At 65.9% G+C, this 26,410-nt stretch carries 17 protein-coding genes, 1 tRNA gene and 1 pseudogene; 9 read left to right on the top strand and 10 right to left on the bottom strand.

Annotated elements, in window-relative coordinates; translation table 11 throughout:
* The first annotated feature begins 20 nt into the window (after positions 1 to 20).
* The 4 genes from gcvP to AC1D3B_RS24965 all read left to right on the top strand — a co-directional run bounded on the left by gcvP (position 21) and on the right by AC1D3B_RS24965 (position 5,260).
* Positions 21 to 2,930 carry an aminomethyl-transferring glycine dehydrogenase gene (gene gcvP, locus AC1D3B_RS24980; protein ID WP_478193366.1) on the top strand — a complete coding sequence of 970 codons (2,910 nt, stop codon included), beginning with the start codon at positions 21 to 23 and terminating at the stop codon, positions 2,928 to 2,930.
* A gap of 145 nt (positions 2,931 to 3,075) precedes the next feature.
* Positions 3,076 to 3,498, top strand: coding sequence for a YciI family protein (locus tag AC1D3B_RS24975; RefSeq protein WP_478193365.1), 423 nt, complete (start codon positions 3,076 to 3,078; stop codon positions 3,496 to 3,498).
* 32 nt (positions 3,499 to 3,530) lie between these two features.
* On the top strand, positions 3,531 to 3,965 hold the full coding sequence (locus tag AC1D3B_RS24970; RefSeq protein WP_478193364.1) for a YciI family protein: 435 nt from the start codon (positions 3,531 to 3,533) through the stop codon (positions 3,963 to 3,965).
* Positions 3,962 to 5,260, top strand: a complete 1,299-nt coding sequence (locus tag AC1D3B_RS24965) for an RNA polymerase sigma factor (protein ID WP_478193363.1) — start codon at positions 3,962 to 3,964, stop codon at positions 5,258 to 5,260. Before AC1D3B_RS24970 ends, AC1D3B_RS24965 begins: the two co-directional genes overlap by 4 nt.
* 12 nt (positions 5,261 to 5,272) lie before the next feature.
* Here the strand turns inward: AC1D3B_RS24965 and AC1D3B_RS24960 are convergent, their stop codons facing one another.
* Positions 5,273 to 6,160: a DUF3014 domain-containing protein gene (locus AC1D3B_RS24960; protein WP_478193362.1), complete on the bottom strand. Its 888-nt coding sequence runs from the start codon at positions 6,158 to 6,160 to the stop codon at positions 5,273 to 5,275.
* A gap of 100 nt (positions 6,161 to 6,260) precedes the next feature.
* Between AC1D3B_RS24960 and AC1D3B_RS24955 the strand changes: the two genes are divergently transcribed.
* Positions 6,261 to 6,890, top strand: a complete 630-nt coding sequence (locus tag AC1D3B_RS24955; protein ID WP_478193361.1) for a flavin reductase family protein — start codon at positions 6,261 to 6,263, stop codon at positions 6,888 to 6,890.
* Between the two features lie 152 nt (positions 6,891 to 7,042).
* Positions 7,043 to 7,330 (top strand): hypothetical protein, encoded by a 288-nt coding sequence (locus AC1D3B_RS24950; protein WP_478193360.1) that lies wholly within the window; start codon positions 7,043 to 7,045, stop codon positions 7,328 to 7,330.
* Positions 7,331 to 7,334: 4 nt separating this feature from the next.
* Here AC1D3B_RS24950 and AC1D3B_RS24945 read toward each other — a convergent pair whose 3' ends face one another.
* On the bottom strand, positions 7,335 to 14,744 hold the full coding sequence (locus tag AC1D3B_RS24945; RefSeq protein WP_478193411.1) for an autotransporter-associated beta strand repeat-containing protein: 7,410 nt from the start codon (positions 14,742 to 14,744) through the stop codon (positions 7,335 to 7,337).
* 1,269 nt (positions 14,745 to 16,013) lie between these two features.
* A pseudogene (locus AC1D3B_RS24940) lies at positions 16,014 to 16,064 on the bottom strand (hypothetical protein); the annotation flags it as partial.
* A 294-nt stretch (positions 16,065 to 16,358) separates the two neighbouring features.
* Between AC1D3B_RS24940 and AC1D3B_RS24935 the strand changes: the two are divergent.
* Positions 16,359 to 17,810: a flavin-containing monooxygenase gene (locus AC1D3B_RS24935; protein ID WP_478193359.1), complete on the top strand. Its 1,452-nt coding sequence runs from the start codon at positions 16,359 to 16,361 to the stop codon at positions 17,808 to 17,810.
* 127 nt (positions 17,811 to 17,937) lie between these two features.
* Positions 17,938 to 18,099 carry a hypothetical protein gene (locus AC1D3B_RS24930; RefSeq protein WP_478193358.1) on the top strand — a complete coding sequence of 54 codons (162 nt, stop codon included), beginning with the start codon at positions 17,938 to 17,940 and terminating at the stop codon, positions 18,097 to 18,099.
* A gap of 28 nt (positions 18,100 to 18,127) precedes the next feature.
* Here the strand turns inward: AC1D3B_RS24930 and AC1D3B_RS24925 are convergent, their stop codons facing one another.
* From AC1D3B_RS24925 to selD, 3 genes are all read right to left on the bottom strand, one after another.
* Positions 18,128 to 18,937, bottom strand: coding sequence for a ParB N-terminal domain-containing protein (locus tag AC1D3B_RS24925; RefSeq protein ID WP_478193357.1), 810 nt, complete (start codon positions 18,935 to 18,937; stop codon positions 18,128 to 18,130).
* A 120-nt stretch (positions 18,938 to 19,057) separates the two neighbouring features.
* Positions 19,058 to 19,133 (bottom strand) — tRNA-Gly (locus tag AC1D3B_RS24920).
* A gap of 114 nt (positions 19,134 to 19,247) precedes the next feature.
* Positions 19,248 to 20,303 (bottom strand): selenide, water dikinase SelD, encoded by a 1,056-nt coding sequence (selD, locus tag AC1D3B_RS24915; protein ID WP_478193356.1) that lies wholly within the window; start codon positions 20,301 to 20,303, stop codon positions 19,248 to 19,250.
* Positions 20,304 to 20,378: 75 nt separating this feature from the next.
* Here selD and mnmH point away from each other — a divergent pair, with 75 nt between their 5' ends.
* Positions 20,379 to 21,488 carry a tRNA 2-selenouridine(34) synthase MnmH gene (gene mnmH / locus AC1D3B_RS24910; RefSeq protein ID WP_478193355.1) on the top strand — a complete coding sequence of 370 codons (1,110 nt, stop codon included), beginning with the start codon at positions 20,379 to 20,381 and terminating at the stop codon, positions 21,486 to 21,488.
* On the opposite strand, the gene AC1D3B_RS24905 is transcribed toward mnmH, so the two are convergent.
* The 4 genes from AC1D3B_RS24905 to AC1D3B_RS24890 form a co-directional block, all read right to left on the bottom strand.
* Complete coding sequence (locus AC1D3B_RS24905; protein ID WP_478193354.1) at positions 21,433 to 22,758, bottom strand: ABC transporter ATP-binding protein; 1,326 nt, start codon at positions 22,756 to 22,758, stop codon at positions 21,433 to 21,435. The two genes, mnmH and AC1D3B_RS24905, sit on opposite strands and share 56 nt — an antisense overlap.
* Before the next feature lie 20 nt (positions 22,759 to 22,778).
* Positions 22,779 to 24,497, bottom strand: a complete 1,719-nt coding sequence (locus AC1D3B_RS24900) for an ABC transporter permease (protein ID WP_478193353.1) — start codon at positions 24,495 to 24,497, stop codon at positions 22,779 to 22,781.
* 104 nt (positions 24,498 to 24,601) lie between these two features.
* The gene (locus AC1D3B_RS24895; RefSeq protein ID WP_478193352.1) at positions 24,602 to 25,198 is read right to left on the bottom strand and encodes a carboxymuconolactone decarboxylase family protein; all 597 of its coding nucleotides are present in this window, start codon (positions 25,196 to 25,198) and stop codon (positions 24,602 to 24,604) included.
* A gap of 19 nt (positions 25,199 to 25,217) precedes the next feature.
* Positions 25,218 to 26,405, bottom strand: a complete 1,188-nt coding sequence (locus AC1D3B_RS24890; RefSeq protein WP_478193351.1) for a YbfB/YjiJ family MFS transporter — start codon at positions 26,403 to 26,405, stop codon at positions 25,218 to 25,220.
* Positions 26,406 to 26,410: the final 5 nt, after the last annotated feature.

Raw genomic sequence — 26,410 nt, 5'->3', positions numbered from 1 at the left:
CTGACCCACCCATCACCTCCATGTCGACGCCCGTCCTGCCAACCCTCCCCTCGCTCGGCGAACTCGAGAACGCCGAGGAATTCATCGCTCGCCACATCGGCATCGAAGCCGGAGACGAGACGCGCATGCTGGCCGCCATCGGCTCGACGACGCGCGCCGAGCTGATCGACGGCATCGTGCCGCCGGCCATCCGCCGCAGCCGTCCGATGCGCCTGCCGGCGCCGGTGACGGAAGCCGACGCGCTGGCCGAACTCAAGGCCATCGCGGCGAAGAACAAGGTGGCGCGCAGCTTCATCGGCCAGGGCTACCACGGGACGCACACGCCCGGCGTGATCCTGCGCAACGTGCTGGAGAACCCCGCCTGGTACACGGCCTACACGCCCTACCAGGCCGAGATCTCGCAGGGCCGCATGGAGGCGCTGGTCAATTTCCAGACGATGGTCTGCGACCTGACCGGCATGGCCATCGCCAATGCGTCGATGCTCGACGAAGCCACGGCCGCCGCCGAGGCGATGACGCTGGCCAAGCGCAGCGTCAAGAGCAAGAGCAACGTCTTCCTGGTGTCGGGCGACTGCCATCCGCAGACCATCGAGGTCATCAAGACACGTGCCGCGCCGCTGGGCATCGAGGTCAAGGTCAGCACCGTGTCCGAGACCCTGCCGCACCTCATGGCGAGCAGCGAATTCTTCGGCGTGCTGGCGCAATACCCCGCCACCACCGGGCATGTGCACGACCTGCGTCCGCTCGCGGGCCACGCGCACCAGTTCGGCGCCGCCTTCTGCGTGGCGGCCGACCTGCTCGCGCTGACGCTCCTGGCGCCTCCCGGCGAATGGGACGCGGACATCGTCTGCGGCACCACCCAGCGCTTCGGCATGCCCATGTGCAACGGCGGCCCGCACGCGGCCTACCTGGCCTGCCGCGACGAGTACAAGCGCTCGCTGCCCGGCCGGATCGTCGGGGTGAGCGTCGACACGCACGGCGCGCCCGCCTACCGCCTCGCGCTACAGACGCGCGAGCAGCACATCCGCCGCGAGAAGGCCACCTCCAATATCTGCACCGCGCAGGTGCTTCCGGCCGTCGTCGCCAGCATGTACGCGGTCTATCACGGCCCGGAAGGGCTGCGGCGCATCGCGCAGCGCGTCGCGGCGCTCACCGCGGTGCTTGCGCAGGGGCTGGAGCAGATGGGCCGCGAGCTGGTCAATGCGACCGCCTTCGACACCGTCACCGTGAAAACCGGCGAGGACACCGCCAGGATCATCGAACGCGCCGAGGCGGCCAGCTTCAACCTGCGCCACCGCGTACAGAACCACCTGGGCATCTCGCTCGACGAGACCACGACGCGCGCCGACATCGAGACGCTGTGGGCCCTGTTCGTGCCCACGGGCAGGCCGATGCCGCGCTTCGATGACCTCGCGGGTCGCATCACGCCGCGCATTCCCGAGGACCTGCGCCGCACCAGCGACTTCCTCACGCACCCGGTGTTCAACACCCACAAGAGCGAGACCGCGATGCTGCGCTACATCCGCAGCCTCAGCGACAAGGACCTCGCGCTCGACCGCAGCATGATTCCGCTCGGCAGCTGCACGATGAAGCTCAACGCGACGAGCGAGATGATCCCGATCACCTGGCCCGAGTTCGCGAACATCCACCCTTTCGCGCCGGCCGAGCAATTGCAAGGCTACGCCCAGCTCGACAAGCAACTGCGCGCCTGGCTCTGCGAGGCGACCGGCTATGCCGGCATCAGCCTGCAGCCCAACGCTGGCTCGCAGGGCGAATATGCGGGCCTGCTGGCGATCAAGGCCTTCCACGAAGCGAAGGGCGAAGGCCACCGCAACGTGTGCCTGATTCCCTCGTCGGCGCACGGCACCAACCCGGCGAGTGCACAGATGGTCGGCATGCAGGTGGTGGTGACCGCCTGCGACGCCGATGGCAATGTCGACATCGACGACCTCAAGCGCGCCTGCGGCACCCACGGCGACAGGCTCGCGGCGGTGATGATCACCTACCCCAGCACCCACGGCGTGTTCGAGACCCGTGTCAAGGAACTCTGCGAGATCGTGCACGCACACGGCGGCCGCGTCTACGTGGACGGCGCCAACATGAACGCCCTGGTCGGCGTGGCCGCGCCCGGCGAATTCGGCGGCGACGTGAGCCACCTGAATCTGCACAAGACCTTCTGCATCCCGCACGGAGGCGGCGGGCCCGGTGTGGGGCCGGTCTGCGTGGTCGAGGATCTCGTGCCGTATCTTCCCGGCCATGCGACCGGTGGTATCGCCTCGCACGGCGTGGGCGCCGTGTCGGCGGCACCGCTGGGCAATGCCGCTGTGCTGCCGATCAGCTGGATGTATTGTCGGATGATGGGCGCGGTGGGCCTCAAGGCCGCGACCGAGATCGCCATCCTCAGCGCCAACTACATCAGTTCTCGCCTGAAGGACCACTACCCGACGCTGTACGCCAGCCCGAACGGCCACGTCGCGCACGAGTGCATCCTCGACCTGCGACCGCTCAAGGATGCCAGCGGCGTGACCGCGGAGGACGTCGCCAAGCGGCTGATCGACTACGGCTTCCATGCACCGACGCTGAGCTTTCCGGTGCCCGGCACGCTGATGGTCGAGCCAACCGAGAGCGAACCGCTGGCCGAACTCGACCGCTTCATCGACGCGATGATCGCCATCCGCGGCGAGATCCGCCGCGTCGAGGAAGGCGTCTGGCCCAAGGACGACAACCCGCTCAAGAACGCGCCGCACACCGCGGTCAGCCTGCTCGGCAGCGAATGGACGAGGCCCTATTCGCGCGAGCTCGGCGGTTTTCCGCTGGCCACGCTCAAGCAGGCCAAGTACTGGCCGCCGATCGGGCGCGTCGACAACGTCTACGGCGACCGCAACCTGTTCTGCAGTTGCGTGCCGGTGGGCGACTACGCGAAGGCCTGAACCCCGGGTCGACATTTTTTTACAACGACGGTCGAAAAGCTGTCGATTTCGCAGTCGCTGCTTCGACGTTGAAGTAGAGCCCCGGAAAAAGCCCCGGTCACACCGACCGGATGCCGGGCTCCCAATTCAATCCAGGAGCAACGACATGCGATTCATGGTGATAGTCAAGGCCAGCAAGGAATCCGAAGCCGGCGTCATGCCCACCGAGGCCATGCTGACGGCGATGGGCAAGTACAACGAAGAGCTGGTCAAGGCCGGCGTCATGCTGGCGGGCGAAGGCCTGCAGACCAGCTCGAAGGGCGCACGCGTGCGCTTTTCAGGCAAGCAGCGGACCGTGATCGACGGCCCCTTCAGCGAGACCAAGGAGCTGATCGCCGGCTTCTGGCTCTGGCAGGTCCGTTCGAAGGAAGAAGCCATCGAATGGCTCAAGCGCGCGCCCTTCGAGGACGGCGAGGAAATCGAGTTGCGCCAGGTCTTCGAGATGGAGGACTTCGGCGCCGAACTCACGCCGGAACTGCGCGAGCAGGAAAAGCGCCTTGCGGCCGAAATTGCCGCCAAGAAGTCCTGACCGCACGCCCCAAACCACAAGGAGATCCGACGATGAAATTCATGATCATCCGCAAGGCCGACAAGGACACCGAGGCCGGCATGATGCCCACCGAGCAGCTCGTCACCGACATGATGAAATACAACGAGGAGATGATCAAAGCGGGCGTGATGTTCGGCGGCATGGGCCTGCAGCCCACCGTGAAAGGTGCGCGCATCAAGTTCAACGGCGGCAAGCCCACGATCACCGACGGCCCCTTCGCCGAGGCCAAGGAACTGATCGCGGGCTTCACGCTGATCCAGGTCAAGTCGCGCGAGGAAGCACTTGAATGGGTCAAGCGCTGGCCACCCATCGACGGCAACGGCAATGTGGAGCTGGAGCTGCGCCAGGTCTACGAGGCCGAAGATTTCGGCGCCGAGTTCACGCCCGAGATCCGCAAGCAGGAAGAACTGCTGCGCGAAAGCGCGGCCGCGCGCGAGAGTTCGTGACGGCCGCCGAAACGCATCGCACCATCAACGCCGTCTGGCGCATCGAGTCCGCCAGGATCATCGGCGCGCTGGCGCGGATGGTGCGCGACGTCGGCGTGGCGGAAGAACTGGCGCAGGATGCACTGGTCGCCGCACTCGAACAATGGCCGCGCGACGGCATTCCGGACAACCCCGGTGCCTGGCTCACCGCCACCGCGAAGCGGCGCGCGATCGACCTGCTTCGCAAGCGGACGCTGCATGCCAGCAAGGAAGAGGAGATCGGCCGGGAGCTCGACGCCCAGCACGCCATGGCCTCCGACGATTTCGCCGAAGCGGTGGACGCGGCGCTCGATGACGAGGTGGGCGACGACATCCTGCGCCTGGTGTTCACCGCCTGCCACCCCGTGCTCTCGCCCGAAGCCCGCGTCGCACTGACCTTGCGCCTGCTCGGCGGGCTGACCACCGATGAGATCGCGCGTTCCTTCCTCGTGCCCGAGCCGACCATCGCGCAGCGCATCGCGCGGGCCAAGCGGACGCTGGCCGCCGCGCGCGTGCCCTTCGAGGCGCCTCGCGCCAACGAACTCGCAGCGCGGCTCGCATCGGCGCTCGAAGTCATCTACCTGGTCTTCAACGAAGGCTACTCGGCCACCACCGGCGACGACTGGATGCGCCCCGCGTTGTGCGAGGAGGCGCTGCGGCTCGGCCGCATCCTGGCCGAACTCATGCCCGACGAGGCGGAGGTCCACGGGCTCGTCGCGCTGATGGAGATCCAGGCTTCGCGTGCCGCAGCGCGCGTCGACGCCAACGGCGACCCGATCCTCTTGCTCGAACAGAACCGGGGGCGTTGGAACCAGTTGTTGATCCGACGCGGCCTCGCTGCGCTGGAGCGTGCCGAAAAGCTCGGCGGTGCGCTGGGACCCTATGCGTTGCAGGCTGCGATAGCGGCATGCCATGGGCGCGCTCGCGTTGCCGCCGACACCGACTGGGCGCGCATCGCCGCCTTGTACGAAGCCCTCGCGCAACTCGCGCCCTCTCCGATCGTGGAACTGAACCGCGCGGTCGCGCTGTCCATGGCCTTAGGGCCTGCCGTGGGCCTCGAACTCGTCGACACGCTGCGTTCGGAGCCGCAACTGCAGGGCTACCACCTGCTGCCGAGCGTGCGCGGCGACCTGCTCGCCAAGCTGGGCCGCACCGGCGAGGCCTACCTCGAATTCAAGCGGGCAGCCGAACTCACGCGCAATGCGCGCGAACGCAAGTTGCTGCTGATGCGCGCGCTGGCGTGCTCGGGCGGCGCGGCCGCTTCGGCTGCCGACTGAGCCGGCGTCACGCTACTTCTTCGCGATCGCACCGGTCGCGATCTGGCGGCGAAAGTCGGTCAGCTTGGCCTTCATGCGCCGCTCGTTGACCGGCCCCATCCGGATCAGCATCTTCTGCCCCGCCGATAGCGATTCGAGCTCCGGATCCACGAACTCGTAGCGCACCCATGGGCGTTCGGACTGCATCTCGCCCTTCACTTCCGTGAGCTTCACCTGCACCGGGCCATTCGGTACGGGCGTCTGCAACAGGTGGTCGATCACCGCGACAAGACGGTCGTTGAAATAGCGCCCGGGATAACCGAGTTCCTCGTAAGCCTGCTGGAACAGCGGGTAAAGCTTGGCATACAGCGCCACCGCGCGCGCCGTGTCGACCGATTCCGCGAAGAGCACGAAGGGGGTGTAGCGGTTGCCGTTGTCGGGGCTGATCGTCCGCGCCTCGCCATTGCCCTGCACGGTGAAGCGATCCGGCGCGGGATTCGTCGGCCAGACGCGGGACGTCGCCTGTGCGCGGGGCAGGTTGTCGACCGTCGCTACCACGCGCCGCACGAAGCCATCGGTCTGGAGGAAGGACGCGACGGATTTCTTGCCTAGCAGCTCGTTGAGCGCCGCGTTGACGCGTGCATCGGCGTCATTCAGCGGCGGCAACGTCGCGTCGGGTTCGGCCAATGCGTCGACCGGGTTCTGTGGGCCCACGGGCTCCGGCGGCGGCGCGGGCGCATCAGCCGGCGCGCCTTGCGGCTGCGGCACGGTCGCGACGGGCGCCTCCGACGGCGCTTCCTTTTGCAATGACCAGCGCCACCACGCGAATGCGGCCGCGAGAATCACCACAACGACAATCGCCAGGGTCCAGACCGAGGATTCGCGTGCTGGCCTGAATTCTGCTGAGTCCCGTTCGGGCATGGTGGAATCGTCCTTTCATCTGCGGTCGGAGACGCGCGGTCCATTTGAAACCACGAACGCGCTTCGTGCCGTAACGCCCTGTGACCGCCATGGAACCCCTATGAACATCGACTTCTCGACCCTCACCGAGCACCAGCGCTACAAACTCATGGCAAGCCTGATCGTGCCACGCCCGATCGCGCTCGTCACCACGATCGGCCCCGATGGCATCGTCAACGCCGCGCCTTTCAGCATGTTCAACATGCTGGGCGAGGAACCGCCGATCGTGATGATCAGCGTCAACCGCCTTCAGGACGGCGTGCTCAAGGACACCGCCGCCAACATTGTCCGCACCGGCGAATTCGTCGTGCACCTGGCAGATGAGGACATCGCCGAGCAGATGCACCGCTGCGGCGACCGCCACCCGCCGCACGTGAGCGAACTCGAGGTCGTTGGATTCACCCCCTTGCCGAGCAGCGCGGTGAAGCCGCCCCGCATCGCCGAGGCTCCCGTCGCCTTCGAATGCACGCTGTGGGAAACGCTGGAGACCGAGAGCCGGCAGATCTTCATTGGCCGGGTTCGCTGGATGCATGCACGTGACGAGCTGATCGACACCGAAACCTGGCGCGTGCGGCTGCAGCATTACTTCCCGGTCGGCCGCTTCGGCGCGAGCTTCTACGTGAAGACACGCGAACGCTACTCCCTGGCGGCGCAGGGCGAGGCCCGCAGCACGTCGATCGACGAGATGTAGGCCAGGGGGACCCCTACGCAATCTACCGTTTTGCCAACAAAGTAATCATCGGCCGTGCGGTCTACCCCTAAGGTAGGCGCAGCCCTACATGCACGAACCGTCAATTGAAGTTAAAAAAGGCGCCTGTTACGGCTTCAGCGACGGAGGATCTGATGTTCAGTTTTTTCCAACCCAACCGAAACGGCCACTTGCGACGTGTCATGACGCTGCTCGAAGAGGCCCATCTGGCCCGCATCGAGCACCAGGCGGCGGCGGAGCATCACGGCGCCCTCGCCCGCATGTACGCCGAACGCGCCAAGCGGCTGGAGCGCGAGGTCTACGGATCGACGCACGTTCCGCTGGGCGAAGGCGGGACGGCCCCCCACAAGACTTCCGATGAAAAGCCCGTCGTCTATGCGCTGGACGCGGGCCGCCGTCTCGAAGGACAAGCCAAAGGCTGAGTGCTCAGAATATCCAGCTCAGGCTGGCGCGGACGCCGTTGTCTCGCATGCCACTGCCGGCCTGTCCCGCATAGGACATGCTGAACACGGCGTTCCTGGCGATCGGCGCCTCCACCCCGAGTTCGAGCACGGCCGTGTCCCGCGCAATGGGTACCCCGGCCACGCTGAAGGCACTCGAGCCGTTGAAGGAAAGCAAACTGGTCGGCACCGTGCCGCCATACGCATGGCGCCAGCCCAGCATGCCTCGCGCCGTCCAGTCGGTGCCCCCCGCCTTGAAAGTGGATGCGGCATGCACGCCGAGCGTGGAAAAGGTGGCGCTGGTGTCGTCGCTGCGGCCGGTCACGGCGCCGACGGTTCCCTGCTCCATGAATCCGTCCGTTGACTGCCGGACGTAGGCCAGGCTTGCGAACGGTTCGTACTGGATATTCCCCGCGTCGATGCGTTGGCCCAGTTCGCCGAAGACCTGGGTCGTACCCGCGTTGTATTTGCCGCCAAGTCGATCGGTGTAGCCGGGGAAGGAAACAGAGCGGCTGGTATCGATGGAGTGCCACGTGTAGGCCGTTCCCAGTCGCAGGCCCAGATCGCCCCATTGCGTGCCGCCATAGACGCCGATGTCATAGTCGTCACTACTGCCCGACGCGTTGCGATCGTGCGCGTTGAAGCTCGAACGGCTGTACCCGGCCATCATGCCGATGCGCCAGGTGTCGAACACGCGCGAATCGACGCCGCCGAACAGACCGCCGATCGAGCGATCCAGCTTGGCGGCATTGCCGTCAGTATCGGTGCTGCCCCACGAACCGAAAGACCGCGCCCAGACCACGGGGCGGTCCGGATTGCACTCCATGGCTGCGAGCGTCGACACTTCTCCGATGGCCTTTGCACTGGTCCGGGGATCGGCGCCGCCGACGGCGCAAAGGGCTTGCCGCACGCGATCGGTCGAGGCATCGCGCACGAAATGGCTTGCCTCGATCATCTGCGTCTTGGCGGAAGCGTGAATCTCGCCCGACAACTGGTTGAAGGCGTCGCGTGCCTGGGCGTCGGTCGCCAGCAAGCCGACCGCATCCTTCAGCTGGCTTCCGTTCGGCAGATCGTTCAGGCTGCGGGCTGTCGCGATCTCGTTGGGCGTCTGCGCGGCGCTGACGAAATTCCTGACCTGCTCGGGCATCAGGTAGACGTTGTTGGCGTCGTAGGAATCGATGAGCCTGAAAAAGGTGCCGGAAGTGTCTCCGCTGAGCGTGTACCTGCCGGTCACGCCATTCGCGGCAGTCAGCACCGTATAGCGCGAGTTCAGCGAATACGCGCCAGGCGTGACCTTGGTCACGTTGAGAACGGAGCCGCTCTCCAGCGTCGCCGAGCCACTGACCTTGATCCGATCCGACGCAGTGCTGTTCGGGACCACCTGCGCCTGGTAGACGGATCCCGCGGCCTGGGTGAAGTTGCCGTTGATCGACAACGTGCCGACGGAATTGCCTGGCGCAATCGTGCCGCCTGCACGGACTGCGGTGGCCCCGACCACGCCGTTGCCGCCCAGCGTCGCGCCGTTGAGCACCTGGACCGCGGAGTTGGCCAGCGAACCGTTGACCGCGAGCAGCCCCGCGGCCACCGTCGTGGGGCCTGACAGTGCGCTCGTACCCGTCAGGTCGAGCGCGCCCGCTCCTGCCTTGGTGAAGCTTCCCGTGCCGTTGACGGCATTGGTGAAGCTGGCGTCGGCAGGCTGGTCGATGATCAGCGCTGCGTTGTCGAGGATCGCACCCGAGCCGAAGCTGGTCGCCGAACCGACCAGCGTGCCCGCCGCGATCGTCGTCCCGCCGGCATACGTATTCGCAGCGCTCAGCGTTGTGGTGCCGCCGCCGGCCTGGATGACTGCACCGGCTCCGCTGATCACGCCGGGGAAGGTCAAGTCGCTCGATCGATTGAAAGCCAGGGTGCCGTTGTCGAGCACGTCTCCGACGATCGAACCCGTCGGGCCGCCGTTGCCCAGTTGCAATGTCCCCTGGGAGATGGTCGTTCCACCGGCGTAGCTGTTCGCCCCGGTCAGGACCAGGGTGCCAAGATCGGTCTTGTCCACGCCACCGGAGCCGCTCAGCTCGGCGCCGATGGTGGCGACGTAGCCTGTGCCTGCCTCGGTCCCGTCGCCGACGCGGAAGACATGGATACCGGGGACCAGCGTGATGGGCGCGCCCTCGATCGCATAGCCGTTGGTCGCGAACTGCATGCCCGACGACGTGACCGCGCCGACACTGTCGTCTACCGTCACCGTACCTGGGGTGCCGGCAAAGATCGCGAAGGAGCCGTCCGTATAGGACGAGTTCACCCCGCCAGAGATGTCCGCCCAGTTGTCGTTGCCGATCGAGGCTTGCCAGATGCCGGATCCGCCCTTGACGCCCCCGTCGAACTTGGCGCCTGCGCCGTCCCAGAAGTTGATCGACAAGCCGGCCGTATTGACCAGGTTGACCTGTCCGGCGAGAGCGGTCTGGACGTAGAGCGAAGTTCCGCCCGGCACTGCGCCGAGCGCGAAACCGTTGTCGGTCAGCGTGCCGCCGTAACCAATGATGCGATAGAGCCCTGGCTCGAAGGGAGCGCCGCTCGGTGCCGCGACATTCACCGTGCCGTCGAGCGTCAAGTTTCCGCCGACCACGGTCAGGTCATTGAAGGCACCGCCGACGACACCGGCCTGCCCGAAATCGTAGCGAAGCAATGCGGAGCTGGCGAGCGACAGGTTGCCGCCGATGGTCAGCGTGCCGATCGACTCGCCGGGCGCCAGGGTGCCATCGGCGATGGATACGTTGCCGCCGAGGCTGCCGCGCCCGGCGATCGTGCCGCCGGTGGCGACGGACAGCGAGCTGATGCTGCTGCCGAGGGCGCCATCCACTCGCAGCGTGCCGCTGGTTACGCTCGTGGTGCCCGAGAAGGTGCCGTTGTTGCCGGTCAGGAGGCTCGTGCCTGCGCCGATGTGGTGGATGGCTCCCGCGCCGCTGATGTCGCCGGCGAAGGTCACGGCATCCGATCGATTGAAGACCAGCGTTCCGTTGTCCACCACATTGCCGGCGATCGATCCGGTGGTGCCGCCGCTGCCCAGTTCCAGCGCGCCCGCCCAGATCACCGTGCCCCCTGCATAGGTGTTGCTGGCGGTCAGCGTGGTGGTGCCGCCGCCGACCTGATGGACAGACCCGGTGCCGCTGATCACGCCCGCGAACGTCATGGCGTCCGAGCGGCCGAAGGCCAGCGCGCCGTTGTCGACCACATTTCCGACGATCGAGCCGGTGGTGCCGCCACTGCCCAATTGCAGGACGCCGCGGGAAATCGTCGTGCCGCCCGTGTAGGTGTTCGCCGCGGTCAGCGTGGTTGCCCCTGCACCGACCTGGGTGACCGCGCCCGCGCCACTGATCGCGCCCGCAAAGGTCACGGCATCCGAGCGGTCGAAGACCAGGGTGCCGTTGTCGAGCACGTCGCCGACGATTGAGCCAGTGGTGCCGCCGCTGCCCAACTGCAATGCGCCTGCCGAGATCGTTGTGCCGCCGGTGTAGGCGTTGTCCGCAGTCAGGGTGGTGGCACCCGGACCGCGTTGCACGACCGCACCGCTGCCGCTGATCACGCCACCGAAGCTCACTGCATCGGAACGGTTGAAGGCCAGCGTGCCGTTGTCGACCACGTTGCCGAGGATCGATCCGGCCGTAGCGCCATTGCCCAGCAGCAGCGCGCCGCCGGAGATCGTCGTGCCGCCCGTGTACGTGTTGTCGGCAGTCAGCGTCGTGGTGCCGGTACCGGCTTGATGGATCGCGCCGCTGCCGCTGATCACGCCGCCCAGAGCCACGGAATCCGAACGGTTGATGATGAGAGTGCCGTTGTCGAGCACGTTCCCGACGATCGAGCCGGTGGTGCCGCCGTTGCCCAACTGCAAGGTGCCCGCGGCGATGGTGGTGCCGCCGCCGTAGGTGTTGTCTGCAGTCAGGACTGTCGTGCCCCCTATCTGGTGGACCGCACCGCTGCCGCTGATCGCGCCCGCAAAGTTGGTGACGCCCGGGTTGTCGAAGGCCAGCGTGCCGTTGTCCACCACATCCCCGAGGATCGACCCTGTCGCCACGCCATCGCCGAGCTGCAGCGTCCCGGCGGAAATGGTCGTGCCCCCGCTGTAGGTGTTGGCTGCCGTGAGCACCAGCGTGCCCAGGTCGGTCTTGTCGACACCGCCCGTGCCGCCCAGCACGGAGCCGATGGTGGCCACATAGCCCGCACCTGCCCCGGTGCCGTCGCCGACGCGCACGATGTTGCTGCCCGCGGCCAGCGTGATCGGGCCGCCCTGCACCACATAGCCCCCGGTGGCGAACTGCATGCCCGACGAGTTGACCGCGCCGAGGCTGTTGTCCACGGTCACGGTGCCGGGCGTGCCGGCGAATATGGCGAAGGTGCCATTCGCATAGGGCGCGTTGATCGCGCCGGTGGCCTCGGTCCAGTTCAAGTTGCCGGCAGCGGAAGCCTGCCAGGAGCCGCTGCCGCCATCGATCTGGCCGTTGAAGCCGCCGCTCGCGCCATCCCAGTAGTCGAGTGCCAGGCCGGCCGTGTTGACCAGGTTGACCTGTCCGGCCAGGGCGGTGTTCACGAAGGTGTCGCTGCCCGGAGGCGTCGTGCCGAGCACGAGGCCGTTGTCGGTGAGCGTGCCGCCGTAGCTGATGACGCGATAGAGCCCGGGGCCGAAGGTACCGCCGCTGGAGGTCGTCACGTTGAGCGTGCCGTCCAGGGTGAGATTGCCGCCGACCACGGTCAGGTCGTTGAGGGTGCCGCCGGGTGCGCCGGCTTGTCCGAATTCGTAGTTCAGGGTCGAGGTGCCGGCAAGCGTCAGGTCCCCGCCGATCGTCAGCGTGCCCGGCGAGGTGCCCGGCGCCAGGATGCCGTCGGCGATCGACACGTTGCCGCCGATGGTGCCGTTGCCCCCGAGCCTGCCGCCGGTGGCCACCGACAGCGTGCTGGCCGCGGAGCCCAGGGTTCCGTTCACCTGCAGCGTCCCGTTCGTGACGCTGGTGCTGCCGGCGAAGGTGCCGCTGTTGCCGGTGAGGACCGTAGTGCCGCTGCCGGCCTGTTGGAGGGCTCCACTGCCGCTGATCGCACCAGCGAAGGCGACGGCATCGGAGCGGTTGAAGGCCAGGGTGCCGTTGTCGACGACATCGCCCACGATCGAGCCAGTGGTGCCTCCGCTGCCCAGTTGCAAGGTGCCGGCGGTGATCGTCGTGCCGCCCGTATAGGTGTTGTCGCCTGTCAGCGTCGTGGAGCCGCTGCCGACTTGATTGACCGCGCCGCTGCCGCTGATCGCGCCGGCGAAGGTGGTCGCATCGGAGCGATTGAAGGCAAGCGTGCCGTTGTCGACCACGTCGCCGACGATCGAACCGGTGGTGCCACCGCTGCCCAACTGCAAGGTGCCGGCGCTGATCGTCGTGCCGCCCGTGTAGGTGTTGTCAGCAGTCAGCGTGGTGGTGCCTGTGCCCAGTTGCGTGACCGCGCCGCTTCCGCTGATCGCACCCGCGAACGTAGTCGCATCGGAGCGGTTGAAGGCCAGGACGCCGTTGTCGACCACGTTGCCGACGATCGAACCCGTGGTGCCCCCGTTGCCCAACTGCAAGGTGCCAGCGCTGATCGTCGTGCCGCCCGTGTAGGTGTTGTCGGCAGAGAGCACCAGCGTGCCGGCGCCGTTCTTTGTCAACGTCGTGCCGTCCCATCCGGTGCCGGACGCTGTCTGGCCGGCGAGCACCACGTCGACATCGAAGATGTCCGCCGGATTCACCAGCGTGAAGATGCCGTTGCCTGCGGTCGTGCCCGCCAGCCAAGTCAAGCCGAACCCCACGTCGTAGTCGGCGCCGTTCGCCTGCCCCCGAAGGGTCAGGTAGTCGACAGGGTTCGCCACCGGGCTCGACGCGAAGCTGGTGAAATCGCCGGTGATCCCCGTGCCGGTGGTTTGGATCACGGTGTAGAAGGTCGTCGGCAAGGCACTTGCCAAAGCGGGCGCATTGCCGGAAAAGCCGGTGACATTCAACGCTCCGCTCAGCGCAGCCGAAGCGGCGGTGATCGGTATGGCCGCCCCGATGTCGACATTCAACGCGGACCCCGCGGCCTGGGTCAGTGCGCCCGTCAAGGTCAGTTGGGAATTGGCTCCCACATTGGTTGTCGCGCCGGCACCCGTCGACAAGCTCGTCGCCGCAAACACGCCGTTCTGCTCGAAATCCAACGTGCCGGCCGTCACGGTCACTGCGCCTGCGGTCGAGTTTTGCGCCGTCAGCGTTGCCACGCCTGCCCCGGTATTCTGCAGAGCACCGGTGCCCGTCAACGAGTTCGCGAACGTGCTGTCGGTGGCGAAATCGAGTTGGAGCGCGCCGCTGTTTGCCACCGCGCCGGGGCCCAGCGCGTTGCCGTTGGTCGCGGTCAGCGTACCGCCGGCCAGAATGGTTGTACCGCCGGTGTAGGTATTCGCCGCATTGGAAAGCGTCAGGTTTCCGGTTCCCGACTTGATGACGCTTCCAGAACCGGTGATGGTGCCGGCATAGATCGACGACGCCGTGCTGACATCGGTCAACACAGCGGAACCCAGAAGAATCGAGCCGTTGCCCGAAAGATTCCCGACCGTCTGATCGAGGTTGTTTCGGGCGAGATCGAGTGTTCCGTCCACGGTCACGTTGGCACTCGTGGCATAGGCGTTGGCGACAGCGCCGACCAGCGTTGCGCCGGCTGTCACGATGGTGCTGCCCGTATTCGCATTCGTCGCATTCGAAAGCTCCAGCACCCCTGTGCCCTGAACCGTCAATCCGCCCGTGCCGGTGAGGCGCCCCGTCAGATTCAAATCGCCTGCGCCGAGGTCCGCAACCACCGACCCGGTCAGATTGATGTTGCCCGATGCGGCCAAGATCCCGTTGCCCGTGAATCGAGCGCCGGACTGGAAATTGATCGTCGGCGCATCGAGCGTGAAGGTGCCGCCGGTCACATTGACGGTTCCGCCATCGGCCACCGTGAGGGTCAGTGCGCGCAAGCTCGAATTGGCGCCGCCCTGCACCGTTCCCGCTGTGCCGCTCCCTGTATTGACGAGGAATGCCCCGCCCGTGGTGCTTCCGTAGTTCACGCCGTCAGCGAGCGTGAAGAAGCCGCCCTGTACCGTCGTGTTCGCCTGTATGGTCGAATCGAACTGCGTCGTCGCGCCGTTGTCCCCGTGGAAAACAACTTCCCCATCCCCCGTCTTCGTCACCGTGACGGTAGACCCGGCAATCGAACCGATCGGATCGAAGAACCGGATCTGCTGCCCGGCATTGGCATTCAGATTGAGGCTGCCCGACGATCCCAGATAAATGGCATTGGGCGTCCCTGTGCCGGCAACCGGTAGTCCTCCGGAAACGGAAACGCCCTGACGATTTCCCTGGAACAGGATGCTGTCCGTCAAGGCATTGAGCGAGATGGTACCGGCTTGCAGATAAATGGCACCACCGCTGGTCGACGCCGAATTATTGAGAAATTGGGTACCGGAAGTCAAACTGACCGACGCAGCGGCTGAATCATAGAAAATTGCTCCGCCATAACCGCCGCCCGCCCCGGTTCCAGTCTTGATCGCATAGTTGTTCGTGAATATGGCCGGCGCCGTGAAAATGTACCGATAATCGTAGGAGGCACCACTTCCGAACGCGTTGATCGCCCCGCCCCGCGCATTGCCGCCAGCACCTGAGGAGGCAACGAAATTTCCATCGAACGTGACGGTGTCGTTGAATTGCACGATCGAAGCACCCGTTCCCGGGCTCAAGTCGCCGATGTTGATGGCGCCGCCCCGCGTATTGGCCGTGGCACTGTTGACGTAGTTTCCGGAAAACGTCGTCGGACCATTGAAGGTCAGAGTCGAAGCGCCGCCCCAGATGTCGATCGCTCCCCCATAGTAAAAATTTGCATGATTGTTTAGGAAAGTCGCCGGGCCGTTGAAATTCAATACTCCAGCGGCCTGATACATTGAAATGGCCCCGCCATAGTTGCCGGTCGTGTTCGAGTCGAACGTGACTTTTCCGTTGAAATTCAACGTACCCGCATACATTCCGATAGCGCCAGCGGCATCACCCGCTGCAGTATTATTGGAATAGGTCACACCGTTTGTACCGCCCGCAGTGATGTTCACTGTCGGTCCGTTCGCCACGCGCATGACACTTCCCTCCCCGCCACTGCCGCCCGTGAAACCGGAGAATCTGACATCATTCAGGTTCAGATTGGACGTAACGCCAGCAACGTCGTGGTAGAAGACGGGCCATAGGTCGGCGGCGGTCCCAAGAAAAGTCACATTCGAAATCGTGGCCGTCGTTGGTGTAACGTTCAACACCGGATCCAGAATAGGACCGGTGATGGCTCCGATCGTTATCGTATTTCCTGCACCGTCGAGCGTCAGCTGTGCGTGCGGCGCAGTTTGGGAAACAACCGTGTTCCAGGTTGAATTGCCTGCAAGAATAAAATTGTTGTTGACGGCGCTCAGATTGGTATTCAAGTAGGCGCCGATATTTGTTCCTTCTGGAATCACAATTTGACCGGACACCGAAATTGGAATGGAAAATCCAATGGCCAAAAATGGCAAGAAAAATCGACGGCAAGCGTTTCCGGGATCCTTTGGCTTCGAACTCATACTGCAAATACCGCCACCCGTTCCTTTTCCTGCGGTTTTCGTGCGCTCGGATACGACAACGACCCGGCCAGTGCGCGAGTTCCAGATAGCGCGGAAAACTTTGTTCATTTAGCTTCCTCGTTGATGTTTGGCCCCGACCGTGGGCACTTCCGATCGCTGTCCCGCCGCACGACTGGCTTTTTCAATGTGGCATTCCTTAATCGAGGTGTCTATTCATCCGAATCTGGACGTACGCCAAGCAATGAACTTGACAAATTGATTGGCGTGATCGCCGGTCCGTGCGGCATGCTTGTGCCCTGCGCATCGTCATTGCGGGGGAGGAACGTCCCGCCGAAACCCGGCCAGAATCAGGATTTGCGCGCGGCGCAGGCTTGAATGTGTGCGCAAGGAGATCCTGGACAGATGGCTGATGAATCCGTCGACGTGCTGATCGTGGGGGCCGGACTCTCCGGTATCGGCGCGGCTTCCCACTTGCGACGCCTGTGCCCGGGTCGCAGCGTCGCGATCCTCGAGGCGCGCCATGCTCTGGGCGGCACCTGGGACCTCTTCCGCTATCCCGGCATCCGCTCCGACTCGGACATGTACACGCTGGGCTACTCGTTCCGGCCCTGGACGGGAACCCAATCCATTGCCGACGGCCCCTCCATCCTCCAGTACCTCCAGGAAACCGCACGCGAACAGGGCATCGAGCGCCTCATCCGTTTCGGCCACCGGGTGCAACGCGCAAGTTGGTCCTCCGACGAAGCGCACTGGACTGTCGACGTCAAACGCGATTCCGGCGAAGTCGCTTCCATGCGTTGCGCCTTCCTGCTGGTGTGCGGCGGCTACTACGACTACGCCGAGGGCTATACGCCGGACTTTCCCGGCCGCGAGCGATTCGCCGGGCGCATCGTGCATCCGCAGCAATGGACCAGCGACATCGACCACGTGGGCAAGCGCGTCGTCGTGATCGGCAGCGGCGCGACCGCCGTCACGCTGGTGCCCGAACTGGCCAAGCAGGCCGATCACGTGACGATGCTGCAGCGCTCGCCCAGCTACGTGCTCTCGGTACCGTCGGTGGATCGCATGGCCGGCTGGCTCCTGCGCCACATGGGTCCCTCCACCGCCCACGGCCTCACGCGCTGGCGAAACGTGATGCTGGCGATCGGCCTCTACGCGCTCTGCCGCGGCAAGCCCAGGTTCGCGAGAGACACCATGCTCAAGCTGGTCCGCCGGCAGGTCGGTCCCGACTTCGACGTCGATACGCATTTCACGCCCACGTACAACCCTTGGGAACAACGCCTGTGCTTCGTGCCCGACGGCGACCTCTTCAAGGCCATTCGCGAACAGCGCGTCAGCGTGGTGACGGACCGCATCGAGTCCTTCACCGAAACCGGACTGAAGCTCGCCAGCGGCGCAGAACTGGCCGCGGACCTCGTGGTCACGGCCACCGGCCTGAAGTTGAAGCTGATCGGGGGCGTCGAACTCAGCTTGGACGGGCGTCGTCTCCAGTCATCCGAACTCGTCAACTACAAGGGCGTCATGTTCACCGGCGTTCCGAACTTCGCGTCGATATTCGGCTACACCAATGCGTCATGGACGCTCAAGGCCGACCTCGCCAGCCTCTACGTGTGTCGCCTTCTCAACCACATGGAACGTACGGGCGTGCGCCAATGCGTGCCGCACTCGGACGAAGAATCGATGCCGCTCCAGCCGTGGGTGGATTTCTCGTCGGGCTACTTCCAGCGTGCGATGGACCAGTTGCCCAAGCAGGGCCTGAAGAAGCCCTGGAAGCTGAACCAGAACTACCTCGCCGACCTGATGACCTTGCGGTACGGCGCGGTGGACGATGGGGTGCTGCGCTTCAAGCCCTAGGACGGCCATCGACCCGAAAAAAGGAAGAATTTCACAGGTGGCGCAGATAGCAACACAGGCTGTTCGGTGGATTCCAAATCGTGGCCGGACACATCAAAGTTCAAGTGTCAAGGTCTGGGAGATCGTCATGGATTCTGAGATTTTCACCATGATTGCGCTGGCGCTGCTGGTAGGTGGTGGCTGGGTGATCGACGTGATCCATCAACGGGGCACATCGCGTTTTCATCGCCACATGACCGACCAACTCAAGAAGTCATCGGACACGATCCGGGGTGCGCCGCTGCCCTGAACGACCGGCAGCGCGCCACCCGCTGCCCCTACTGCAGTTCCAGCTCGGCCAACTGCCTGCGCAGTGCCTGGTTCTCGGCCGTGAGTTCGGCCACGCGTTGCCGCAGTGCCTGCAACTCGTCGTCGCCGGCGACCTCTTCGGGCGCCGGCGATGCAGCCGTCGCCTCGCGCGGCCTGCGCTTCGATTCGCGAACACGCTTCGCGGCCTGCTTCAACTCATCCTTGCCCGCGTTGGCGGCGGCGACCTGCTCTTCGGCGGGCAAGGTCGCGACTGCCGCCGCCGCATTGATCGAGATCGTTCCGGACTTCACTGCCGCGACAAGCTCGGGCGCGGCCTGTTTCTGGATCTTCTCGATCATCACAACCTGGCTGCTGCTCAGGCGCGCCGCCTTGGCGATGGCCTCGCGGCTGTTGAGCGGCGCCTCGGCCGGTGCGTCGTCAATGGCTCGCGCCGGGGCCGAATCCGTTGGCATGTCAGCCGTCGTCGAGTCCGGCGCTGCGGCGGCGCGCGTGCGACGTTCCGCGACGATCTCACGCTTGCGCAACGCGAGCACGCCGCGCTGGAAATCAGAGATGCTGCGGCGACCCAGGTGCTGGTCGATCATCCAGAGATGCACGTCCTCCATCGAGCGGAAGCGCGGGTTCTGCACCGTCTGGAATGGCAGCCCATGCTTCTGGCAGATGCGATAGCGGTTGTGTCCGTCGACGAGCACGTCACCCCACAGAACGAGTGCGTCGCGGCATCCTTCGACCAGGATGCTGCGTTCGAGCGCCTCTTCTTCTTCAGAGGTCAGGGGGTCGATGTAGGCTTTGAGTTCTTCGTTGACGACGATGTCCATGGGTGTGCGATGGGAGGTTTGTCGTCCTGGAAATCTGCGCGAGGAACCCGCGCGACGTACCGGCAAAAGGGTTGCCGGTACGGATGCCCTGTGACGGCGATGGATCCGCAAGGGCGAAACTGGAGCGGGAAAAGAGTCTCGAACTCTCGACCTCAACCTTGGCAAGGTTGCGCTCTACCAACTGAGCTATTCCCGCATTTTTCGAGCTTCGAATTATAGGGGGCTCGAGAGGCCTCTTCGGACGAGTCCGAAATTTTTCATCATCGAAGACGACGCGTCACACCCCGTGGATGTGCATGGACACAAGACACTACATGGCGAACGCGAGGCGCGGCGAAGTTCCCGCGTCGAGCGGGTGAAGCGTGCCGATGCGCGACGCCTGCGCGAAGCCGGCCGCATCAAAGGTCGACAGCACGGCATCGGCGGCATCGGTGCGGCAACTGACGAGCAGGCCGCCACTGGTCTGCGGATCGGCCACCAGCGCACGTTGCCATGCGTCGGCTTGAGAGGGCCAGTCAACCTGCGATCCGTAGCCGTTCCAGTTGCGTCCGGAGGCGCCTGTGACGATGCCCTCCCGCGCGAACGTGACGGCGGCCTCGATGGTCGGCAACGCATCCAGTTGCACGCGTGCTTGCAGCTTTGCGCCACGGCAGATCTCAAGCAGATGGCCGGCGAGGCCGAAGCCCGTGACGTCCGTCATCGCATGCACGCCGTCGAGTGCGGCGAGTTCGATGCCGACGCGATTGAGTTGCGTGGTGTGACGCAGCATCTGCGCATACCCAGCATCGTCGAGCAGACCCTTCTTGAGCGCCGCAGAGAGAATGCCCACACCGAGCGGCTTGCCGAGCACCAGCACGTCGTCCGCTTTCGCGTCGGAATTGCGGCGCACGCGATCGGGATGGACCAGCCCCAATCCGACCAGGCCATAGATCGGCTCGAGCACGTCGATGCTGTGGCCGCCTGCGATCGGGATGCCGGCCTCGCGGCAGATGCTCGCACCGCCCTCCAGCACGCGGCCGATGACTTCGGGCGGCAGCTTGTCGATGGGCATGCCGACGAGCGCCAGCGCCATGATCGGCGTGCCGCCCATCGCGTAGATGTCCGACAGTGCATTGGTCGCGGCGATGCGGCCGAAGTCGTACGGGTCGTCCACGATGGGCGTGAAGAAATCCGTGGTGGCGACCAGGGCCTGCGTGTCGTTGAGGCGATAGACCGCCGCATCGTCGCTGGTCTCGATGCCGACCAGCAGCTCGGGCGGCACGATGCCTTGCGGCGCCCGTGCCAGAATCTCCGCCAGGAGGCCCGGGGCAATCTTGCAGCCGCAGCCACCGCCGTGTGAAAACCGTGTGAGAGCAATCGCTTCCATGATGAAGATATCGAAGCAGCCTATGTGATGGGCATTGTGCCAGTCACGTGTGCCTCGAACCGCTGCCGAACCCTCATGCAACGCCCCCCTGTCCGTGTCTCCGACCTGCAAGACTTCGACACCCTGATCGACGCGCGCTCGCCTGCCGAGTTCGCGCTGGACCACATTCCCGGCGCCATCAACTGCCCCGTGCTCGACGACGAGGAGCGGCGCATCGTCGGCACGCTCTACAAGCAGCAAGGCGCATTCGAAGCGCGGCGTGTCGGCGGCGCGATGGTGGCTGCCAATCTCGCAAGGCACCTGCGCGAGCGCTTCGCGGACCGGCCGTCCAACTGGAAGCCGCTCGTGTACTGCTGGCGCGGCGGCCTGCGCAGCGCATCGATGGTGACCTGGCTGCGACTGGTCGGCTGGGATGCCCAGCAACTCGCAGGCGGCTACAAGAGCTTTCGCCGCCATGTGATCGAACAACTGGAGGCGCTGTGTCCGCAATTGCCGTTGCGCATCCTCTGCGGCGCCACCGGCAGCGCAAAGACGCGCGTGCTGCAGGCGTTGGCGCGGCGCGGCGCGCAGGTGATCGACCTCGAAGACTGCGCGAAGCACAAGGGTTCGCTGCTCGGCGCCCTGCCGGGCGTCGCCCAGCCTTCACAAAAGCATTTCGAGACGCGCATTGCGCAGGCGCTCGAAGCCATCGACCTCCGACGGCCGTTGTACGTGGAAGGCGAAAGCGCCCGCATCGGCCGCATCGCCCTGCCGATGTCGCTGGTGTCGCGCATGCGCGCAAGCCCCTGCATCGAGATCGCGGCAACGCCTGAAGCGCGACTGGACTACCTGCTGCGCGACTACGCGTACCTCGGCGACGACGGCGAGGCGCTCGCCACGCAACTGGGCCTGCTCAAGGAACTGCAGGGCAAGGAGACGGTGCAGCACTGGCAGGCGTGGGCAAGAGCGAGAGATCTGGCACCGCTGTTCGCGGAGTTGATGGCCCAGCACTACGACCCCCACTACGCGCGCTCGCAGGCGCGTCACTTCATGGCGTGGTCGGATCGATGCCGCATTGACACGAGCGACTTGTCGGACGAGGGCATAGAAGCCCTGGCCGACGCCGTGCTCGCGCTCGACAGCGGGGCGCTCACTCGCGGTTCGGCGTCTCCTGACTCTCTTCCTCACCCGCCGGCAGGTGGATGAGGCCCGTGCGCAGGTCGTACTCGAACACTTCGCCGTAGCGGCCCCACTCGATGGCGGTGCGCAGCACGCGCTCCGCCGTCGCTTCGTCCAGGCTTTCCTTGAGCAGTTCGAGGAAAGGCTCCTGGCGCAATTCGCCCGCGGGTGCCTGTTCGAGGCTGTGGCGAATGTGCGCGGCGAGCGGCACATGGGCGAGCAACTGCTGGCCGAGCAATTGCTGGCGCAGGGTGTGCACGCCCGCGACATAGTGTCGACCCAGTTCGGTGAGATGCAGGTCGGCATCCGCGAGTTTTGCAAGGCCCAGCAGCGAAAGCGCCTGCGCCAGCGGCAACAGTTCGTGGTCGGTCAGCTCGGCCTCTTCGGCGAGCTGGGGCAGGTCGGCGCGGCCTTCGCGGCCATCCTCGACCAACATCTCCAGCAGCGCTTCCATGCGACCGATGTCGGCGTCCGGCAGCCGGTCGCCGAGATGCATGCGTACCGGCTCCTCGGGCGCACGGCCCGCTGCGGGCGCGCCGGCGGTCATCAGCGCATAGGCCTCGTCGATCAACGCCCTCACCTCCAGGCTTTCGGCATTGCGCGGCCGGGGCAGGCGAATCGGCAGTTCGGCCCGCACGCGGCCAGGGTCGGCAGCGAAGATCAGCACACGGTCGGCCATGAGCACGGCTTCCTCGATGTTGTGCGAGACGATGAGCATTGCCTTCGTCGGCATGGCGCCACCGCCCCACAGGTGGAGGATGTCGTCGCGCAGCCGCTCGCCGGTGAGCACGTCGAGCGCCGAGAAGGCTTCGTCCATCAGCAGCACTTCCGGCTCGACGACCAATGCGCGCGCGATGCCCACGCGCTGGCGCATGCCACCCGACAGCTCTCGCGGCAAGGCGCCTTCGAAGCCCGCGAGGCCGATGAGCTCGATGGCGGCGCTCGCACGGTGTGCCCGCTCGGCTGGCGCAACCCCGCGCGCCTCCAGGCCCAGCTCGACGTTCTGCTGCACCGTGAGCCAAGGGAAAAGCGCGAAGGACTGGAACACCATCGCGATGCCACGCGCCGGTCCGTAGAGCGGCTGGCCGCGATATCCGACGCTGCCGGCGTCGGCGCCGATCAGGCCCGCGAGAATGCGCAGCAGCGTGGACTTGCCCGAGCCCGATTGCCCGAGCAGCGCCACGATCTCGCCCTCGGCAAGGCGGAAGTCCACGCCTTCCAACACCGAACGCGCGGTGCCGTCGGCGGAGCGAAAGGACTTGCCCACGCCCTTGAGTTCAACGATGGCTTCGCCCATGGTCACTCCAAGCTGTTTCGTCATCTGCCTTCGGCCAGCGCGTAGAGTTTGCGCCAGACGAAGTGATTCATGCCCATCACGAAGACGCACATCACGCCGATGCCCAGCGCAATGCGCGGGAAGTCGCCGATGGCCGTCATGTGGGCGATGTAGCTGCCCAAGCCGGCAGCCTGCAGGGTGGTGTCGCCCCAGGTCACGTATTCGGCCACGATGCTTGCGTTCCACGAGCCGCCGCTGGCCGTGATCGCGCCGGTGACGAAACTCGGGAAGATGGCCGGCAGCAGATAACGCCGCCAGCGCAGCCAGCCGGTGAGCCCGAGGTTGTCCGCCGCATAGCGCAACTCGGTCGGCACGCCGGATGCCCCCGCGATCACGTTGAAGAGCAGGTACCACTGCGTGCCCAGCACCATCAACGGCGCCAGCCAGATGTTCGGGTTCAGTTGCCAACGCACGATGAAGAGCACCGCGACGGGGAACATCAGGTTCGCAGGGAAGGCCGCCATGAACTGCGCCACGCCCTGCAGCCGCCCCGCCCAGCGCGGATTCATGCCGATCCACACGCCGATCGGCACCCACACCAGCGCGGCCAGCGCGATCAGCACGACCACGCGCAGCATCGTGTAGAAGCCGAGGACGAACACGTGGCCGACCTCCCCCCAGCCAACTTCGGTGTGGATGAAGCGCACCAGCCACGCGGCAGCCAGGAGCACGGCCGCCGCCAGCGTGGCGTCCCACACGCGCTCCACCGCCGGATTGGGCGGACGCGGCCGCGCCTTGATGGACGTGCCGTCGTGATCGCGCCTGAAGAGCACCAGCGAGCGTTCGAGCAGCCGCGCCGCGCCGATCATGAATCCCTTGAGCCGATCGGTGCGGCGCAGCCAGGTGAGCAGCCACGAGCGCGGCGCATCCTCGCCGCTGCCCTCCTCGAAGCGGAACTTGTCGGCCCAGGCGATCAGCGGCCTGAAGAACAACTGGTCGTAGAGGGTGATTCCGATCAGCATCCCGCCGATGGCCCATCCGATCGCACCCAGGTCGCGCGCCTCGATCGCCAACGCGATGTACGAACCGACGCCCGGCAGCTTGATGTTCTGGTTCGACACCGAGATCGCCTCGGAGGCGACCACGAAGAACCAGCCGCCGGACATCGACATCATCATGTTCCACAGCAATCCGGGCATCGCAAAGGGCAGTTCGAGGCGCCAGAAGCGATGCCAGGCCGAGAGCTGGAACACCGACGATGCCTCGCGCAGCTCCGGCGGTACGGTGCGAAGCGACTGGTACAGGCTGAACGCCATGTTCCATGCCTGCGAGGTGAAGATCGCGAAGATCGCCGCGCATTCGACACCCAGCAGATTGCCGGGGAACAGGGCGATGAACCCGGTCACGGTGATCGACAGGAAGCCCAGGATCGGAATCGACTGCAGGATGTCGAGGGTCGGCAGCAGCACCTTTTCGGCGGCGCGGTAGCGGGTCGCCAGGACGGCGAAGACGCAGCTGAAGATCAGCGACGCGCCCAGCGCGAGAAACATCCGCAGCGTGGTGCGCAGCAGGTAGTACGGCAGCATCCACGGGTCGAGGCTGATCGGCAGTTGCTCACCCAGCTCGTAGGGTCGCGCCATCTGTGCGCCGCCGTAGGCGAGCGCGAACAGGGTAGCCAGCACGAGCGGAAGCAAGGCCCAATCCCAGCGATTGCCGCCTGAGGCGACGGCCAGGCGCGGAAAGAAGCGTTTGTCGAGCATGGGCGGATGCGAAGGGTCGGTTCACGGACCCGGTCCGCGGCGGGCGCCATTGTGCCTCCGCCGGCGGACGCGGGCCTGACCTGCCGCTCGACCCCGTCAGCCCGCTACAACGGAAACGCTTCGAGCCCGCGCTGGCCTTCGGCGCCCTGCACCGGCGTATGCGCCACGTTCATCACCCAGCAGACCATGGTGAAGTAGCCCACCAGGGCGCTGAGATCGACCACCACCCTGGCGCCGAAGCGTTCGACGGCGGCGGCATAAGTCGGCTCGCTCACGCCGTGGTGCTGGAGGAGTTCGCTCGCAAAGTCGAACGCGAGTTGTTCGTCGTCGGCCAATGGCGCGGCGCGGCGTCCGAGGCGCAAGGCCTCGATGGCTTCGGCACTGACACCGGCCTTGACTGCCGCCGCCGCATGCAGCACCCATTCGAACTGGTTGCCGACATGGCGCGCGACCGCGCAAGTCACGAGTTCGCGCACGCGCGCGTCGAGCGCGCTGTCGAAGCGGAGGTATTCGCCCAGGACGCCGATGCGCTCCATCAGCACCGGGCTCTGCAGCAGCGGAATGAACGGCCCGAACACGGCCTTGCGCGGTCCGTCGATGAGCGCCTGTGCTGCGGCTCGCTGCGCATCGGACATCGCGTCTGCGGCCGGCATCGGCAAGCGTTCGGACCAGGGGTCCGTATGGCCTTGTTGGAACAGCATGGAATTCCTCGTCGTTGAATCAGCTTCGGGACGGCGCACGGACCAGCCACGCGGCGCTGCCCAGCAGTGCCACGGCGCCGATGACCAGCGCGATGAAGAGCCCGCCGAAGCCTTGGGCACTGCCGCTCAAGGCCGAGGACAGGACGGGACCGGCCATCTGCCCGATGGCGAAGGCGGCGGTCATGCGGCCGAGCGCGCGCGTCGGATCTCCGACGGCGGTCGCCTTGGCTTCCTGCATGCCGGCCATGGTGGCGACCATGAAGGTTCCGCCGACCAGCAGTGCGGCCGCGAGCACGGTGATGGCGGACAGGTGCAATACCGGCAACAAGCAGCCAATGGCCATCAGCCCATGGCTTCCTGCCAGCACGTGCCGCCGGGAGACATGGCCGAGGACCGCGCCCGCGACCAGCGTCGACACCGCGGCCGCCGCGCCGAACACGGGCCATGCGGCGCCGAAGACGGATGGATCGTCGACCACGGCACGGGCGAGGACGGGGAGAAAGGTCGCAGGCAGGATGTAGCCGAAGCCGAGGACGCCGTAGCAGATGACCAGGCTCCATGGCGTGCCGGCAGACGAAGGCTGGCGGGTTGCAGAGGCATTCGAAGGAGCGGCGCCCGCCGCACCTGCCTCGCCCGGCATCAGCATGGCGACGACGATCAGCCCGACGAGCGCGAGCGCGCCGAGTTGAAGCCACAGGCTGTCGGGCGCCACGCCCGCCGCACCGGCCCGCCAGCAGTAGAGCCCGGCAAGAGCGATGCCGACGCCGACGCCCGCGTAGAGGATGCCGGCGCCGGCGGGCCGCTCGAAGCGCGCGAGCCAGGCCAGGCACCAGACGCTGGTGCTGACGAGCGCCCATGCACTCGCGACGCCGGCGACGAAGCGCAGGACGACCCAGATCGCGACCGATCCGGTCCAGCCCATCGCTGCGGTCGATACGACGATCGCCAGGAGCGAAACCAGTCCGATGCGCTGCGGCGTGAGCGGCAAGCGCGCCGTCGTGAGGGCACCCAGCAGATAGCCCGCATAGTTCGCCGCCGCGAGCCATCCACCCGCAGCCACGTCGGCGCTGCCTGCGCGAATCATCAGCGGCAGCATGGGCGTGAAGGCGAAGCGTCCGATGCCCATCGCGATGGCGAGGGCGACCAGTCCCGCGGCGCAAACGGCGAGGAAGGAGGGCCGTGCCACGGGGATGGAATGGTTCGACATGGGCG

This window comes from Variovorax sp. P5_A3 (genome assembly GCF_056400665.1).
The sequence above is the reverse complement of the archived record's forward strand: the minus strand, read 5'-3'. Positions and strand labels throughout refer to the sequence as shown.

Bases quoted from the DNA above. Each gene is read 5' to 3' on its own strand.
- AC1D3B_RS24895 (WP_478193352.1), bottom strand. From the start codon at position 25,198: ATGCTGTTCCAACAAGGCCATACGGACCCCTGGTCCGAACGCTTGCCG.
- AC1D3B_RS24950 (WP_478193360.1), top strand. From the start codon at position 7,043: ATGTTCAGTTTTTTCCAACCCAACCGAAACGGCCACTTGCGACGTGTC.
- AC1D3B_RS24955 (WP_478193361.1), top strand. From the start codon at position 6,261: ATGAACATCGACTTCTCGACCCTCACCGAGCACCAGCGCTACAAACTC.
- AC1D3B_RS24970 (WP_478193364.1), top strand. From the start codon at position 3,531: ATGAAATTCATGATCATCCGCAAGGCCGACAAGGACACCGAGGCCGGC.
- AC1D3B_RS24905 (WP_478193354.1), bottom strand. From the start codon at position 22,758: ATGGGCGAAGCCATCGTTGAACTCAAGGGCGTGGGCAAGTCCTTTCGC.
- AC1D3B_RS24925 (WP_478193357.1), bottom strand. From the start codon at position 18,937: ATGGACATCGTCGTCAACGAAGAACTCAAAGCCTACATCGACCCCCTG.
- AC1D3B_RS24935 (WP_478193359.1), top strand. From the start codon at position 16,359: ATGGCTGATGAATCCGTCGACGTGCTGATCGTGGGGGCCGGACTCTCC.
- AC1D3B_RS24960 (WP_478193362.1), bottom strand. From the start codon at position 6,160: ATGCCCGAACGGGACTCAGCAGAATTCAGGCCAGCACGCGAATCCTCG.
- mnmH (WP_478193355.1), top strand. From the start codon at position 20,379: ATGCAACGCCCCCCTGTCCGTGTCTCCGACCTGCAAGACTTCGACACC.
- AC1D3B_RS24900 (WP_478193353.1), bottom strand. From the start codon at position 24,497: ATGCTCGACAAACGCTTCTTTCCGCGCCTGGCCGTCGCCTCAGGCGGC.
- gcvP (WP_478193366.1), top strand. From the start codon at position 21: ATGTCGACGCCCGTCCTGCCAACCCTCCCCTCGCTCGGCGAACTCGAG.
- AC1D3B_RS24890 (WP_478193351.1), bottom strand. From the start codon at position 26,405: ATGTCGAACCATTCCATCCCCGTGGCACGGCCCTCCTTCCTCGCCGTT.
- AC1D3B_RS24930 (WP_478193358.1), top strand. From the start codon at position 17,938: ATGGATTCTGAGATTTTCACCATGATTGCGCTGGCGCTGCTGGTAGGT.
- AC1D3B_RS24975 (WP_478193365.1), top strand. From the start codon at position 3,076: ATGCGATTCATGGTGATAGTCAAGGCCAGCAAGGAATCCGAAGCCGGC.
- selD (WP_478193356.1), bottom strand. From the start codon at position 20,303: ATGGAAGCGATTGCTCTCACACGGTTTTCACACGGCGGTGGCTGCGGC.